A 14,511-nucleotide genomic window follows, 5' to 3' on the forward strand; every position below is an offset into this window, starting at 1 on the left:
TGGCTTCCGGGCCCGTTCGGGGTCACCCCCGGCACGCTTCAGGCGAAACGGCTCACTTCTGGAAGAAGCTGGTCACCTTCGCGGCCAGCTTCTGGAACGCACCCAGCGGCGCCGTCGCGTCGCCGACCGCCGGGACGGCCGGGGCCGCGGTGGGCAGGTCGGTGGGCAGCGTGGTCGGCGCACCCGGCACCGCGGGCAGCGCGGTGACGGCCGGCAGCTGCTGCAGCGTCGGCAGCGAGGTCTTCACCGGCAGCTGGGCAGGCAGAGCCGGAACGTCGGCACGCTCGGCACCCGCACCCGGCAGAGCCGGAACACCCGGCAGCGACGGCAGCGACGGGGCCGACGGCAGACGGACGCCGTCCTTGAGCCCGGACACCGACGGCAGCACCGTGCCACCCTGCAGCTGGTTCAGCTGGCCGAGCGCGTTCAGGCCGCTGACCTGCGGCACGTCGGCACGCTCAGCACCCGGCAGCGCCGGGGCGGGCAGCGTCGCGGCGGTGGGCAGGCCGCCACCCGGCAGCGCCGGGAGAGCAGCGGCGTCGGCCGGGAGGGCCGGCATCGCGGGCAGCGCCGAGAAGGTCGGCAGCGCGGGCAGCTGGTCGGCCGCCATCTCGCCACCGATCGGCACGTTGATGCCCGGCTCGTCCACGATCTCGGTGGAGTTGGTGGCCTCGGCGGTCGCCCGCCCGACCAGCTCCAGCGGGATGCCGAAGATCTGCACCACGGCGCCGAGCGGGTGGTAGAAGTTGTAGCCGGACAGCGCGTCGCCCGGACCGTCGGTGGTGGGCTCACCACCGTTGGTCGCGGTCAGCTCGTTGTGCCCGACCGCGTGCGCGACGCCGCCCACGGCGACCGCGTCGCCGAAGACCTGCGCCACCGCGGTGGCCGGGATGTCGAGGATGTTGCCGGAGATCGCGCCCTCGAGACCCGAGGTGGTGTCGTCACCGGCGTTGGTCACGACCGTGGTGTTGTCGCCGTGGCCCGAGGACACGCCCGCCACCGACACCGCGTCGCCGAAGACCTGCGCCACCGGCAGAGCGTCCACGCCGATGATGTTGCCCGCGATCGCACCGAAGTCGCCGTTGGTCGTGGCGTCGCCACCGGAGGTGGAGGTGATGTCGTTGGTGCCACCGCCGTGACCAAGCGCGCCACCGGCGAGCCCGTCACCGAAGATCGTGGCCGCACCGGCGACCGGCGCCTTCACGATGTTGCCGGCGAGGCCGCCGTCCTTCCCGTTGGTGACGGCGTCGCCGCCCGCCTTCGAGTCGGTGAGGTTGTCCGCCCACCCGGTGCCGATGCCGGCAACCGCGCCGCCGACGCCGTGGCCCTGGACCGGCAGCGAGACCGGAGCCTCGACGATGTTGCCCGCGCCGGCGCCCTTGGGTCCGGTCGCGTGGACGTCGCCGCCCGCGGTCGAGGTGGTGTCGTTGGTGGCCTTGCCGTGGCCCTGTCCGACGAACGCGCCGCCGATGCCGAAGAGCTGCACCGGGGTCGACACCGGGACGGTGCCGAGGTTCGAGCTCAGGAAGCCGTTGTCGTCGTCGGTGCTGCCACCGCCGCCGCCGTGCACGACCTTGGTCTCGGTCGCCTTGCCCGAGCCCTGCCCGATGAACGAGCCGCCCACGCCGAAGACCTCGGCGGGCACGCCCACCGGGACCTGGACGATGTTGCCCGAGCCGGACGAGTCGTTGCCCTGGCTGCCGTCGTAGCCACCGGCGGTGACGGTCTTCGTCTCCTCCGAGGTGCCCGACGCGTTGCCGATGTGGCTGCCGCCGATGCCGTGGACCTCGGGCGCACCCGCGACCTGGCTGTTGACGATGTTGCCGCCGAGCATCGACTCGTTGCCGCGGGTGTAGCTGCCGTTGCCGGCGTTCGCGGTGGTGTCGTTGACGCACTTGGCGTGCGCGTTGCCGATGTACGTGCCGCCGACGCCGCACGCCTCGACCGGGAGGGCCACGGCCGGGTCGACCACGTTGCCCGCACCGGCGGCCTTCTGGCCGCTGGTCTTGACGAAGCCGCCCGAGTCCGCGTTGGTCGAGTGGCTGGAGGACGACCCACCGTCGAGTGCCTTGCCGGTGGTGGCGTTGCCGATCCACGAGCCGGCCACCGACGCGACGTTCGCGATCGGGCTCAGCTGCGCGGCCCCGGCGTTGCCGCTCAGGAACGAGCCGTCACCGTCGGTCTCGACGTAGGTCGGGGTGCCCTTGAGGCTGCCCGGACGGGTGTCCCCCGCCTTGGCGTCGGTCGAGGAGCTCGAGTCCGCATCCGCGTCCGAGCCCCACACGCCACCGGCGTTGCCGTTGAACTTGACCGGGAGGGCGATGGGCGCGCCCACCACGTTGCCGCTGCCCGCGGCGCCCTTGCCGTTGGTCAGGATCGACCCGCCGGAGGTGGCGGAGCTGTCGGCGGAGTACTCGCTGTAGCCGTTGCCGAGGATCCAGGACGCCGCGTTGCCGGTCACCTGGACCGGGGTGGCGAACTGGCCCGCGACGACGTTGCCGGACAGGCCGGAGCCCTTGCCGGAGGTGTCGATGTTGCCGGTCTCGGTGGCGCTCTGGTGCGCCGAGCCGCCGTGCACCGCGCCGCTGCCGCCGGCCAGGCCGACGCCGTTGCCGGCGATCTGCACCGGCAGCGCCCAGTCGAGCGCGACGACGTTGCCGGCGAGGCCGGAGTTCTTGCCGTCCGTCGCGATGTCCTGGTTGTGGCTGTACGTCTGGTCGTGCGAGGTGCCGTTGACGTGTGCGTCCCCGAGGACACCCACCGCGTTGTCCACGATCTGGATCGGCACGACCACGTCACCGACGACCTTGTTGCCCTTGAAGGCGTCGTGGGTCGGCGTGAGCTGCCGCGGCGCCTCGGTCTTGGGGAGGCTGTCGGTCAGGCTGGCTCCGCCGGGCGTCTTCGCCGAGGCGAGCGCGTCCTTGACGGCCGAGGTGACGGGCTTGGTGCTGACCTCGCTGTGGTGGGCCGGGATGTCGACCTGCCCGAGCGGGGTGCCCACGGCGTTGTTGGCGACGTCCACCGGAACGGTGACGTTGAGGTCGAGCGGGGAGGCCGGGGTGTCCGGGTTGACGTTCTCGTCGGCCGAGGCGATGCCGGTACCCAGCATCAGCAACCCACCCGTGACCAACGCGGTCTGGAGTCCGCGCTTTGCCCAGGTCTGCATGGGGTTTTTCTCCTTCATTTCGGGTTCCCTTGCGGGTTCGTGGCGGTGCCTGAATGCACCGGGGAATTGCGAGCGGAAAATGCGCGTCGCACGAAAAAACCCGCGGGTTGTGCCGGTGACTGCGGGAGCACGGAAAAGTGCTCGAGGCAGTCAGCGACCCCGCGGGTGCAGTGGATCAGTCAGGAGTGACGCCGGGCTGCTCGCCCGGGGTGCGCAGCGTGTGCTGCAGGCCGGCGCGGGTCGAACCCGCGACGGCGTTGTCGACGGCGGCGATGACCCACGCGGGGACACCCATGTTGAGACCGTCGAGGTGGCCGCCGGGAGCGGTGGTGCCCCCGGTCGGCGGAGTGGGGACGGAAGGCGGCGCAAGGGGAAGCTGCGCCGGGGAGAACGGGACGCCGGGCAGGTTGCGGTCGCCGTGGTGCTGCGACGGCAGGTCGCTGCCGGACGGGAGGTCGGCGCGCGAGGCGTCGACCGCGGGAAAGACCGACTGCAGTGCGTCGGAGGTGGACATCGCCGCATCGCCGAGATCCTGACCGGCTTCGGCAGGCTGCTCGGGGATGCCAGGGGCGGACCCCTCACCGGCGGCCGGAGCGGCGGGCAGCGAGGGCAGGTCGACCAGGCGGCCGGGGGCGGCCGGGTCGAGCAGGTCCCAGAGCTGGCGGCCGAAGTCCTGCGCGGCAGGCGGCGGCGTGGTCGCGTCGGCGATCACCTGACGGGCGTCCTCCGGCTTGCGCGCGATGTGCTCGAGCGAGCCGAGCGTGCGCTCCACCGGGCGGAGCACGGCACCTTCGCCGAGGTCGCTCACCGCGCCGCTGACCTGCCCGGCGACCTCCTGGCTCTGCGCCAGGTCGTCGCGGTGCGGGTTGCCGAAGCGGTCCAGCGAGCAGCCCGGACGCTCGGCGCCCGGCTCCGACCACGTGGTGGCGTTCTGCCCGCACGAGGTGAGGCTCTTCGCCGCACCGGCGACGTCGCCCGCGAACCGGGACACACCGTCGGTGACATCGCCGAGGCCGGCGACGGTGGCGTCGGTGACCGGCGTGACGCTGCCGGTGCTGGTACCGGTGTCGGCCGAAGCCGTGGCCGAGGAGACGGCCCACGCGGCGGCAGTTGCCGCGAGCGCCCCACCGACGACGAACAGCGCACGCGACGCGAGACGGCCGAAGCGCGTGGCGCCCCGCCTCTCGAGTGCGGCATCGTTCGACACTGGTGATTCTCCTCGGATAAAAAGCGAATTCGGTTATTCGGCGGGTTTCGGCGCGAACGTGGCGCAGTTCCCCGCGGTGTGCAAAACCGAGACAACCAAATTTCCGGTCCGCCGCGCATCCTCGACACGGCTTGATGCCACCATCGTGTGAACAACACAGAGTGTGGCCGGGTCTCACGATGCGTCATCCCCGGAGGAGACGGGCGGTTACTCCGGAGTCGGTTCACGCCGGGCTGTCAAGCCGCGATTCGAGCGAACCTCCGGGCGATCCGCCCGGTTTTGTCGGACCGTACCGATACGGTGATCCTCGTGAGCGAGCCACGGCGCGGACGGCGCGAACAACCGTCCTCATCCGAACCGGCACCCGACATCAGCGGGCTGATCCCGCGCGGGCTGCGGGTGTCCGCTGCGTTGTCGTGGCGATTCATCGTGGTGATCGCCGCGCTGTACGCGGTGGTGTTCCTGATGGGGTACCTCGCCGCGGTGGTGGTGCCGGTCTCGATCGCGCTGCTGCTGGCGGCGCTGATGGCACCTGCGGTGTCGCGGCTGGTGCGCGCCCGTTTCCCCCGCGGGCTGGCCACGGCGATCGTGCTGGTGGCCGGGCTCGCCGTGCTCGGCGGGCTGCTCACCTTCGTGATCACCCAGTTCTCCAGCGGCCTGCCGCAACTGCAGGTACAGCTCAGCAACAGCCTGAACCAGATCAAGGACTGGCTGAACAACGGCCCGCTGCACCTGCGCCAGGAACAGATCCAGGACTTCATCAACCAGGCGATCGGCTTCCTGCAGAGCAACATCACCACTACCGCGCTCACCACGGCGAGCACGGTCGGCGAGATCCTCACCGGGTTCGTGCTCACGCTGTTCGTCACGATCTTCTTCCTCGCCGGCGGCGACGGCATCTGGTCGTTCCTGGTGCGCGGCGCGCCGCAGACCATCCGCTCGCGGGTGGACGTGGCCGGGCGGCGCGGGTTCGCGTCGCTGGTCAGCTACATCCGCGCGACGGCGGCGGTGGCGGTGGTCGACGCGGTCGGCATCGGCATCGGGCTGTGGATCGTCGGCGTGCCACTGGTGATCCCGCTGGCGACGCTGGTGTTCCTCGGCGCGTTCATCCCGATCATCGGTGCGGTGATCGCGGGTGGCATCGCGGTGCTCATCGCGCTGGTCACCAAGGGCCTCATCGGCGCGGTGATCGTGCTCGCGATCGTGATCGGCGTGATGCAGCTGGAAAGCCATGTGCTGCAGCCGCTTCTGCTCGGCCGCGCGGTGCGGCTGCACCCGCTCGCGGTGGTACTCGCCATCGCCACCGGACTGGTCGCCGCGGGAATCGCGGGTGCGTTGCTGGCCGTGCCGCTGCTGGCGGTGCTCAACTCCGGCATCCGTTCCCTGCTGCACGAACACGATCCCGACCCGGCCGCGGTCGACGTGCTGCACAGTCAAGCAGCCAAACCCAACGACGATCCCGGTGAAGATCCCGGTGAAGACGGTGGCGACGAGAAGAAGTGAGTGCTCCGACCACCCGTGATCCGGCGACGCCGCTGTGGCGCGGTGTCGTGGTGCTGCGCGTCGTCACCTGGTTGTTCGCGCTTGCCGTGGTGATCGCCCATCGCTCGGATTTCCAGCGGCCATGGCTGGCGTGGCTGATCGTCGGCGTGATGGGCGCGTGGACGCTCGGGTCGAGCCTCGCGTACGCGCGCGAGAACGGCAGGCACCGCTGGCTGGTGATTCTCGACGTCGTCCTCACCACGGCGCTCATGCTCACGTCGCCGTGGATTCTCACGGACGCGCAGTACGCGGCCGCGGCGCCGTTGATCACCACGGTGTGGGCAGCCGTCGGACCGCTTGCGGCGGCGACGCGTTTCGGCGCGCGCGGCGGCGTGGTAGCTGGTCTGGTGGTAGCTGTGGGTACTGCGGTGGCGCGCGAGACCGTCGACCTGGACGTGGTCCGCGACGGGGTGCTGTTGTGCGCGAGTGGCCTCCTGGTCGGCATGGCGGCCACGCTCGCGCGAAGCTCGGCCGAAGCGCTCGCGCGCGCACTGCGCACCGAAGCAGCGACGGCGGAGCGGGAACGGCTTGCGCGCTCGATCCACGACAGCGTGCTGCAAGTGCTTGCGCGTGTACGGCGGCGCGGGCTCGAGGTCGGCGGCGAAGCAGCGGAGCTGGCCCGGATGGCCGGGGAGCAGGAGATCGCGTTGCGGGCGCTGGTGAGCAGCGAACCCACGCGGCCCGGGGACACGGCTGACCTCCGCTCGGCGTTGCAGCTGCTGGCCACCACGTCGGTGCAGGTGTCGACGCCGGCCGGCACGGTCGCCCTGTCCGCGCACGTCACCGAGGAGCTGGTCGCCATCACCCGCGAGGCACTGTCCAATGTGGAGAAACACGCCGGTCCCGGCGCCCACGCCTGGGTGCTGCTGGAGGATCTCGGCGGTGAGGTGGTGGTGAGCATCCGGGACGACGGGCCGGGGATCGAAGGCGGACGGCTGGAACGAGCGGCGGCCGAGGGCCGGCTGGGGGTGGTGAAGTCGATTCGCGGCCGGGCGGCCGACCTCGGCGGCACCGCGGTGCTGGACAGCGCACCCGGCCGCGGAACGGAGTGGGAGGTCCGGGTGCCGGCCACGACAAGGGACGGGCGATGACGGAACGGGCGATCTCGGTGATGGTGGTCGACGACCACCCGATCTGGCGGGATGGGGTGGCGCGCGACCTCACCGAAAACGGGTTCGAGGTCGCCGCGACGGCACCGGATGCGCCCGCGGCCATCCGGATCGCGCGGGCAGTGCGGCCGGACGTGGTGCTGATGGACCTGAACCTCGGCGGCACGTCCGGGGTCGACGCGACCCGCGAGATCACCGCGGCGGTCCCGGACACGCGCGTGCTCGTGCTCTCGGCGAGCGGCGAACACAACGACGTGCTGGAAGCGGTGAAGGCGGGAGCGTCGGGCTACCTGGTGAAATCGGCCTCGGCGGCGGAACTGGTGGACGCGGTACGCCGCACGGCCGAGGGGGACCCGGTGTTCACGGCCGGTCTGGCGGGCCTGGTGCTCGGCGAGTACCGCCGGATGGCCGACACGCCGTCGGGAACGCCGGAGCCGCCGCGCCTCACCGACCGGGAGACGGACGTACTCCGCTTGGTCGCGAAAGGCCTCACGGCGCGGCAGATCGCGGAGCGGCTGGTGCTCTCGCATCGCACGGTGGAGAACCACGTGCAGTCCACGCTGCGGAAGCTCCAGCTGCACAACCGGGTCGAGCTGGCCAGGTACGCGATCGAACACGGACTGGACGAGGACTGAGGTCTCGGACCGCGCGGCGAAGGGCACCATTCGAAGGTTTCGCGGGCAAGATCGCGTTCACGCGGGATTTCATTGCGCAGTAATTCTCCTATTTTCGGCAGCGCCGGAAATAGACCGGCAGAAACATTTCCGTGAATCGCCGGATCGAAGAATGGATACGCAATGAACAGAAAAGTTTCCGGATTGGTGACCGCTGCGGTCACGCTCGGATCGATGCTCCTGCCCGCCTCGGTGGCCTCGGCGAACCCGGTGCCGTGCAACAACAAGGACTTCGTCCGCGTCGTCTATCATTTCAAGTCCTTCGGGCAGACCTCGTACGACGAGGCGTGCTTTGCGAATGGCGGCTGGAACAGGTTCACCGGGCACGCGAGTGCCACCAGCTGGATGGACCGGCTTTACACCGGCAACAACAACACCGCCTTCCGTGACTGCAATGGGACCGTGCTCCGATTCGCGGCGCACACCGCGAATATGTTCTCGAAAGCCCGGTGCATCAGTGAAATCGGGATCGGCGTCTAGGAGTCCCTAGGAAGTCACCACGCCGGGAGCCTGCAGTGCGCCGGTGAGTTTCGCCTTGCCCAGTCGCCACGCGGGTTCTCCCGGGTGCCAGGCCGCGACCACGCCGTCGTCCAGCACCAGGTCACCTGCTTCGGTCCAGTCGAGGCCGGACTGTTTCAGGTTTTCCGTCGTGAACGGCATCGACGGGGCTTGCTGCCAGGTGCGGTCGCCGAGGTTCAGCAGCCACAGGTCGCGGGTCTGGGTGCCGGTGCCGTGCCACGACGGGGTGCCGAAGTCGACCGCGGCGACCGTCGCGTCGCGGCTCGGCACGATCAGCGGGGTGGTCTGGGCTACCGGCAGCGGCACCTGTTTGCGGGTGCCGTCGCGCAGGTCCAGCACGGTCAGATCGGCCAGCCCGGCGAGGACGAGCCGGTCACCAGCCGCGGAGAGGATGCGTGGCGCCTGCTGCACGGTGCGTCCGGTGGCCGGGTCGATCAGCACGTCGACGGTGTCCGCGGTGCCGGTGCCGACCGTGATGAGCAGGCCGTACGAGGTCTCCTGGCGGACCATCGTGCTGCACGCCGCCACGGTGCCCTGGCCGAACGAGGTGCCGGTGAGCGCGACGTGTTCGAGCCGGCAGTTGTCCGGGCTGTCCTGGCGGATCAGCCACACGCTGGTGCCGTCCGCGCCCGGCGCCGCGCTCACCGCCTTGCCGAGCGAGCGGGGAGCGGAAATGCCCAGGTAGACATACACGTCAGCCGGATCGCACGTGATCCGCTGGCACTTCGGCCCGGTGAGCACCACCGGGGTCCGGCCGACGCGCAGCACCGAAACCAGCCGGTCGCCACCCGGTACGCCGGGGAGCGTGGCGCGGGTGCCGGAGTCGGCGTCGAAAATGGTCGGCGGGGACGTCGCCAGCAGCAGTTCCACCCCGATCCCGCCGGTCGCGACCCCGCCGTAGAGGCCGGTCGGGGGAGGGGTGGTCGGCTCCGGCAGTGGCGGCGAGGAGGGGGCAGGCGGCGGGGCGGGCGGCTCGCCCGTACACGCGCTCAGCAGGCAGCAGGCCACGACCAGCGCGGCCATCGCGCGGAATACGGGACCGTTCAGGGTTTTTCCCCGATCTGCCTGCGGAAATCGAGTTCTACCATCGACGGCATGGCCGAGGAAGAGACGACCGCCGCGGAGACCGCGACCGAGACCAAGCCGTTGACCGAGCGCGACATCCGGGTGTCCGACGACGAACGCGAGCACGTCGTCGGCGTGCTGCAGAAGGCCATCGGCCAGGGGATGCTCACGCTGGACGAGTTCACCGAGCGCACCGACCAGGCGCTCGCCGCCAAGACCCGCGGCGACCTCAACACGGTCCTCGCCGACCTGCCCGGCCTGGTGCACCCGGCCGCCGCGCCGTCGTACGTCCCGCCGAGCGAACCCAGCCCGTCGTACCCGTCTTCTTACGCGCCGGGGCAGCGGCTCGAGCTCAACGCCAAGTACTCGTCACTGCAGCGCCGTGGCCCGTGGCAGGTGCCGGCGGCGATGGTGGTGCGCAACAAGTACGGCAGCACGAAACTCGACTTCACCGAGGCCCGCGTCGCCACGCCGGTGGTGGAGATCGAGCTCGACTCGAAGTGGGGATCGGTCGAGCTGGTGATCCCGCAGCACGCGGCGGTGGACTACAACGCCATCACCGAGATCAAGTTCGGGTCCCTCGACGACAAAACCGGCAGCAACGGCCACGCGGGCAGCCCGCGGTACGTGCTCACCGGCCGCATCCACGGAGGCTCGCTGGTCATCCGTCACCCTCGGCGGGGCATCTTCGGCTGACCAGCGCCCGGCGCCGGACCTGGTCCCCCCGGGTCCGGCGTCTTGCTACCCGGCCACCGCTTTGCGCGCCGCCGCCGGATCGCTCGTGGCCAGCGCGGCTTCGGCCAGCTCGCGAGCCTGCTCCAGCGACACCGACGCCAGGCTCGCGCCCACTCCCCGTACCGCCGGGGCGTTCATCGACAAGCTGGTCAGCCCGAGCCCGGCCAGCACCAGCGCGAGCCGCGGGTCGGCCGCTGCCTCGCCGCACACGCCGGCCGGTTTGCCGGTCGCCGCTGCCGCGTCGCCGATCAGCTTCAGCAGCCGCAGCAACCCGGGTTGCCACGGGTCGTTCAGTTTCGCGACTGCGCCGAGCTGCCGGTCGGCCGCGAAGGTGTATTGGGCCAGGTCATTGGTGCCGACGGACACGAAATCGACCGCGTCCAGAATCTCCCGCGCGGACAATGCGGCGGCCGGGATCTCGATCATCACCCCGGCCCGCGCGATCCCAGCCGCACGGACGCGTCCGGCAAACCAGGCGGCTTCCTCGACGGTGGCGACCATCGGCGCCATCACCGAAACCTCCGCGCCCGAGTCCTGCGCGGCACCGGCAATGGCCTCGAGCTGCCGGTCGAGCACCTCCGGCCGATCGAACGCCACCCGCAGGCCGCGGACCCCGAGCGCCGGGTTGGGCTCGGTCTCCGGCGACAGGAACGCGAGCGGCTTGTCCGCACCCGCGTCCAGCGTCCGGACGATGACCGGCTTGCCGCGGAACGGCGAAAGTACTGCGGTGTAAGCCTTTCGCTGCTCTTCGACGGACGGCTCGGCCGGCGCGTCGAGGTAGCAGAACTCCGTGCGGAACAGTCCGACGCCCTCGGCACCCGCGTCCGCGGCGGCCTGCGCGTCGGCCGGGGAGCCGACGTTGCCGTACACCTTCACCCGGTGCCCGTCGGCCATCGCGCCGACGCCGTTCCACTCGGCCGGGCCGGACGCGGTGGCCGTGACGATCGGTGCATCCGGGTCGGCGGGCTCGACCAGGCCGGTGTCGCCGTCGACGGACAACGCCTTCGCGTCCAGTGCGAGCAACCCGCGGACTGCGACGATGGCCGGAATTCCCAGCGCCCGCGCCAGAATCGCGGTGTGGCTCGTGGGCCCGCCCTCCTCGGTGACCAGCGCGAGCACCTTCGCCGGGTCAAGACCCGCGGTGTCGGCCGGCGCGAGATCCCGCGCGACGAGCACGCTCGGCGACGTCAGCTCGGGCACCCCGGGCGGGGCGACGCCGAGCAGTTCGGCCACCAGGCGATCGCGCACGTCACGGACGTCGCGGACCCGCTCGGCCATGTACCCACCGGCCGCCGCGAGCGCTTCGGCGAAGCCCTCGGCGGCCTGGTAGACGGCGCGGGCCGCGGGTAGGTTCCGCGCCGTCACCAGCTGTTTTGCCTGAGCGGCGAGCGCCGGGTCGGCGGCCATCGCGGCGGTGGTGATGAGGATCGCCGCGGCATCGCCGGTCGCCGCTTCGGCCTGCGCTTCCAACCGCGCGGCGACGACCTGCGCGGCGGGTTCGATCCGGGCCGCCTCGGCCTCGGGATCGGCCGGTTCGGGCGTGCTCGCGGGTTCACCGAGCGGTTCGGCGACCCGCACGACGGGACCACTCGCGCGGCCCGGGCTCACCGCGACCCCGGTCAGCGGCGTACGGGACTCGGCAGCACTCTCAGACATGGTCTAGACCATAGCTCACATAGACGGCGATTACCCGGGGTGGCGCATCACTCACCCGGTTCCGCACCCGTTCCACCACCGGACGCACCTCCTCGTGCCACCACGCACCGGCCAGTTCCGCGCGGTCGCGGAGCGTCCGGCCCCGCAAAGTCTGCCGGAAACCCCATGCCTCCGCCGAGTCCGCGAGCCGGAACCAGTCGGCCGGATCGTCGAGCCACAGACCGGCCCGATCGGCGTCGGCCAGCGGGACGCGTTCCAGGAACATCCGCTCCGCCTTCTTCGACGGCAGGTCCGCCAGGGTCAGGCAGCGCAGCGCCCACGCGACGGTGCACACCGACCGCACCTCGGCCCGGATCGTCGCCGCTCCGCGGGCTCTGGCCAGCGCAATCCGGTGGTGGCCGTCCTCGACGAAGTACATCTCACCCAGCCGCACGAGCCGTACCGGCGGGAGCTCGCCGCCGGTCGCCGCGAGCGCGCACCAGCGGTCCCGCAGCGCTCGGTTGCGCGGCCGGAACAGCCGGTCGAAGTCGTCGCCCCGCGCGAGGGTCCCCACCACTCCGTCGACCGGAACGGTGCGCAACCCCTCGTCCGTCTCGGCCGTTCTGCCCAGAGCAGCAAGCGTTTCGTCGAGCGGCATCAACGCCAGCGGACCGCCGCGGCGCGCCAACCGGGTCGCGTACCCCTGCCACCAGGCCGAATCGAACGAATCACCCACGTGATCCCCAACACAGCCCGGCGGCAGGTCATTCCAGTTCGGCCGCGGTCGGGTACGACGGCTGGGCGCCATGCCGCGTCACGCTCACCGCAGCGACCTTGACCGCGCGCTCGGCCGCTGCCACCAAGGGCGCTCCTTCGGCAAGGGACGCTGCCAGCGCTCCGGCGAACGCATCCCCGGCACCGGTGGTGTCGACCGCCTGAACCTGAGGCGAGTCGACCGTTGTCGACTTGTCGCTCTCGACCACCACCGCGCCCTTCGCGCCGAGCGTGACCACGGCGGCGCGCGGCCCCAGGTCGAGCAGCTTGCGCGGGTCGGCTCCCTCGGCCTCCTCAGCGCCGAGGAGGTACGCCGCCTCGTGCTCGTTGACCAGCAGGACGTCCAGCGCCGACAACGTTTCCGGCGAAATCTCCGCCGCGGGGGACAGGTTCAGCAGCACCAGCGCACCCGTCGCTCGCTGTACCGCGCGCTCGACCGTCTTCAGCGGCACTTCCAGCGAAGCGACCAGCACGCGGACACCGTCGAGCACCTCGTCGGTGACGTCCTCGGGCTCCAGCGCGGAATTGGCGCCGGGGGACACGAGAATCGAGTTCTCGCCGTCCGGGGTCACCGTGATGTAAGCGATTCCGGTGGGTCGCTCGACCGTCTTCACGAATTGCGTACCGACACCCGCGCCGGACAGCGAATCGCGTAGCAGCCGACCGTACGGATCGTCGCCGACCGCGCCGAGCAACGCCACGTCCGCACCCAGTTTTCCGGCCGCCACCGCGGTATTCGCACCCTTGCCACCGGGGGACAGCACGGTGTCGCCGCCCAGTACCGTCTCGCCCCCTCCGGGCCGACGATCGACCGGAACGACGAGGTCGGCGTTCGCGGATCCGACCACCAGTACCGCTGCACACATGGCCGCCACTCTGCCACGGCCCGTCCTGCCCGCCAGGTGTGCCCAAAAGTGAAAGTCTTTGTAACTTTACCCGCGGCGAGTGCGACAATCAGGCAGAACAGCGAGCGCTCGTCACTCGATCGGGGGATCCAACTCCCCCACGCGTCACTTCTGACACGGGCTTCGCTCTTCTGGAGCGTCACTGGCCTCGAGCCGATGACGTTGCCCCGACCGGAAGCGCACCGGAGAGGGCATCGGGTCGCCGGCGCCGATCACGTAGCCCCCCGAGTGATCGGCGTCGGCGGCGCCCCGCCGCCGTGCTTACGCGAAAAAGAGTGTCCGGACCACCTAGAATGTCCGGATGAGCAGCCCCACGCGGAGGGGTCGCGCGCGAGCGGCTACCGAACAGGACATCCGGTCGACCGCCCGGCGGCTGCTGGTCGAGCACGGACCGGAGGCGGTCACGCTGCGGGCGATCGCCCGGGAGCTGGGGATCACCGCCCCCGCCCTGTACCGCTACTACGAATCGCGGGACGACCTGCTCGAGAACCTCCGCCTAGACGTCTGCGCCGATCTCGCCGCCGGTCTGGCCGAGGACATCGCCGACCTCCAGGACGAGGGCCTGCTGCAGTTGTTCGCAATCTGCAAGGGTTTCCGTCGCTGGGCACTCACCCACACCAAGGAGTTCACGCTGGTGTTCGCGTCGCCGACGGGTGGCACCGGCACCGCGACCGGCAGCGCGTTGCACCGCCTCGACGAGCCGTTCGGCCGGATCTTCCTCGCCAGCGCCGGGCACGTGCTCGCGCAGCACGACCTGGTGATGCCACCGAACGACGTGGTCCCGCCCGAACTCCGCGACGACCTCACCGCCTTCCAGCAGGACCTGCTCACGGTGCTCGCCGAGTCCGGGCGGGAAATCCCGCCGGAGAAGCTGGACCTCGGGCTCACGTACCTGATGATCACCTTCTGGGCACGGCTCTACGGCCACGTGACCCTCGAGGTCTTCGGCAACTACCCGATCCCGGTGTCCAAACCGGACGTCCTGTTCGACGCCATGCTCACCGACCTCGCCCGCGACGTCGGCCTCTACTCCGGCTAGGGCGTGTGCCCGCCGTCCACCGAAACGGTCGCGGCGGTGACGTACGAACTGGCCGGATCGGCAAGGAAGGCCACGGTCTCCACCACCTCGTCCGGCGAGCCGTAGCGCCCGACCGCGGTCATCGCGGACTTGCTCACCGCG

General features: G+C 71.0%; 13 protein-coding genes. 6 read left to right on the plus strand and 7 right to left on the minus strand.

Features of this window, described 5'->3' with window-relative positions; translation table 11 throughout:
* Window positions 1-52: 52 nt before the first annotated feature.
* Window positions 53-3,184 carry a beta strand repeat-containing protein gene (locus OO71_RS20340; RefSeq protein WP_084145083.1) on the minus strand — a complete coding sequence of 1,044 codons (3,132 nt, stop codon included), beginning with the start codon at window positions 3,182-3,184 and terminating at the stop codon, window positions 53-55.
* A gap of 157 nt (window positions 3,185-3,341) precedes the next feature.
* Entirely contained in the window at window positions 3,342-4,373 is a 1,032-nt protein-coding gene (locus OO71_RS20345) for a hypothetical protein (protein WP_033291415.1), read from the minus strand.
* Between the two features lie 309 nt (window positions 4,374-4,682).
* On the opposite strand from OO71_RS20345, the gene OO71_RS20350 reads away from it, so the two are divergent.
* From OO71_RS20350 to OO71_RS20365, 4 genes are all read left to right on the plus strand, one after another.
* Window positions 4,683-5,876 carry an AI-2E family transporter gene (locus tag OO71_RS20350; protein WP_033291509.1) on the plus strand — a complete coding sequence of 398 codons (1,194 nt, stop codon included), beginning with the start codon at window positions 4,683-4,685 and terminating at the stop codon, window positions 5,874-5,876.
* Window positions 5,873-7,006 (plus strand): MacS family sensor histidine kinase, encoded by a 1,134-nt coding sequence (gene macS, locus OO71_RS20355; protein WP_033291416.1) that lies wholly within the window; start codon window positions 5,873-5,875, stop codon window positions 7,004-7,006. Before OO71_RS20350 ends, macS begins: the two co-directional genes overlap by 4 nt.
* Window positions 7,003-7,659 carry a response regulator gene (locus OO71_RS20360; RefSeq protein WP_033291510.1) on the plus strand — a complete coding sequence of 219 codons (657 nt, stop codon included), beginning with the start codon at window positions 7,003-7,005 and terminating at the stop codon, window positions 7,657-7,659. Before macS ends, OO71_RS20360 begins: the two co-directional genes overlap by 4 nt.
* 162 nt (window positions 7,660-7,821) lie before the next feature.
* A complete protein-coding gene (locus tag OO71_RS20365; RefSeq protein WP_033291417.1) occupies window positions 7,822-8,178 on the plus strand; it encodes a beta/gamma crystallin domain-containing protein in 357 nt (118 codons plus the stop codon).
* A gap of 6 nt (window positions 8,179-8,184) precedes the next feature.
* Here OO71_RS20365 and OO71_RS20370 read toward each other — a convergent pair whose 3' ends face one another.
* Window positions 8,185-9,240: a hypothetical protein gene (locus tag OO71_RS20370; protein ID WP_033291418.1), complete on the minus strand. Its 1,056-nt coding sequence runs from the start codon at window positions 9,238-9,240 to the stop codon at window positions 8,185-8,187.
* A 72-nt stretch (window positions 9,241-9,312) separates the two neighbouring features.
* Between OO71_RS20370 and OO71_RS20375 the strand changes: the two genes are divergently transcribed.
* Window positions 9,313-9,978 carry a DUF1707 SHOCT-like domain-containing protein gene (locus tag OO71_RS20375; RefSeq protein ID WP_033291419.1) on the plus strand — a complete coding sequence of 222 codons (666 nt, stop codon included), beginning with the start codon at window positions 9,313-9,315 and terminating at the stop codon, window positions 9,976-9,978.
* Window positions 9,979-10,023: 45 nt separating this feature from the next.
* On the opposite strand, the gene ptsP is transcribed toward OO71_RS20375, so the two are convergent.
* Genes ptsP through OO71_RS20390 form a run of 3 tightly spaced genes read right to left on the minus strand, consistent with a single transcriptional unit; the run spans window position 10,024 to window position 13,292 of the window.
* Window positions 10,024-11,673, minus strand: coding sequence for a phosphoenolpyruvate--protein phosphotransferase (ptsP, locus tag OO71_RS20380; RefSeq protein WP_033291420.1), 1,650 nt, complete (start codon window positions 11,671-11,673; stop codon window positions 10,024-10,026).
* Entirely contained in the window at window positions 11,666-12,388 is a 723-nt protein-coding gene (locus OO71_RS20385; RefSeq protein WP_033291421.1) for a hypothetical protein, read from the minus strand. Before OO71_RS20385 ends, ptsP begins: the two co-directional genes overlap by 8 nt.
* 28 nt (window positions 12,389-12,416) lie before the next feature.
* Window positions 12,417-13,292 carry a ribokinase gene (locus OO71_RS20390; protein ID WP_033291422.1) on the minus strand — a complete coding sequence of 292 codons (876 nt, stop codon included), beginning with the start codon at window positions 13,290-13,292 and terminating at the stop codon, window positions 12,417-12,419.
* A 340-nt stretch (window positions 13,293-13,632) separates the two neighbouring features.
* Here OO71_RS20390 and OO71_RS20395 point away from each other — a divergent pair, with 340 nt between their 5' ends.
* A complete protein-coding gene (locus OO71_RS20395) occupies window positions 13,633-14,370 on the plus strand; it encodes a TetR/AcrR family transcriptional regulator (protein WP_033291423.1) in 738 nt (245 codons plus the stop codon).
* Here the strand turns inward: OO71_RS20395 and OO71_RS48985 are convergent.
* Complete coding sequence (locus tag OO71_RS48985) at window positions 14,367-14,507, minus strand: SDR family oxidoreductase (protein WP_245633728.1); 141 nt, start codon at window positions 14,505-14,507, stop codon at window positions 14,367-14,369. The genes OO71_RS20395 and OO71_RS48985 overlap by 4 nt on opposite strands.
* Between the last annotated feature and the right edge of the window lie 4 nt (window positions 14,508-14,511).

The sequence above is a fragment of the Amycolatopsis jejuensis genome (assembly GCF_000717335.1).
GTDB classification, from domain to species: Bacteria; Actinomycetota; Actinomycetes; order Mycobacteriales; family Pseudonocardiaceae; genus Amycolatopsis; species Amycolatopsis jejuensis.

Bases quoted from the DNA above. Each gene is read 5' to 3' on its own strand.
- OO71_RS20340 (WP_084145083.1), bottom strand. From the start codon at position 3,184: ATGAAGGAGAAAAACCCCATGCAGACCTGGGCAAAGCGCGGACTCCAG.
- OO71_RS20390 (WP_033291422.1), bottom strand. From the start codon at position 13,292: ATGTGTGCAGCGGTACTGGTGGTCGGATCCGCGAACGCCGACCTCGTC.
- OO71_RS20360 (WP_033291510.1), top strand. From the start codon at position 7,003: ATGACGGAACGGGCGATCTCGGTGATGGTGGTCGACGACCACCCGATC.
- OO71_RS20395 (WP_033291423.1), top strand. From the start codon at position 13,633: ATGAGCAGCCCCACGCGGAGGGGTCGCGCGCGAGCGGCTACCGAACAG.
- OO71_RS20365 (WP_033291417.1), top strand. From the start codon at position 7,822: ATGAACAGAAAAGTTTCCGGATTGGTGACCGCTGCGGTCACGCTCGGA.
- ptsP (WP_033291420.1), bottom strand. From the start codon at position 11,673: ATGTCTGAGAGTGCTGCCGAGTCCCGTACGCCGCTGACCGGGGTCGCG.
- OO71_RS20370 (WP_033291418.1), bottom strand. From the start codon at position 9,240: ATGGCCGCGCTGGTCGTGGCCTGCTGCCTGCTGAGCGCGTGTACGGGC.
- OO71_RS20375 (WP_033291419.1), top strand. From the start codon at position 9,313: ATGGCCGAGGAAGAGACGACCGCCGCGGAGACCGCGACCGAGACCAAG.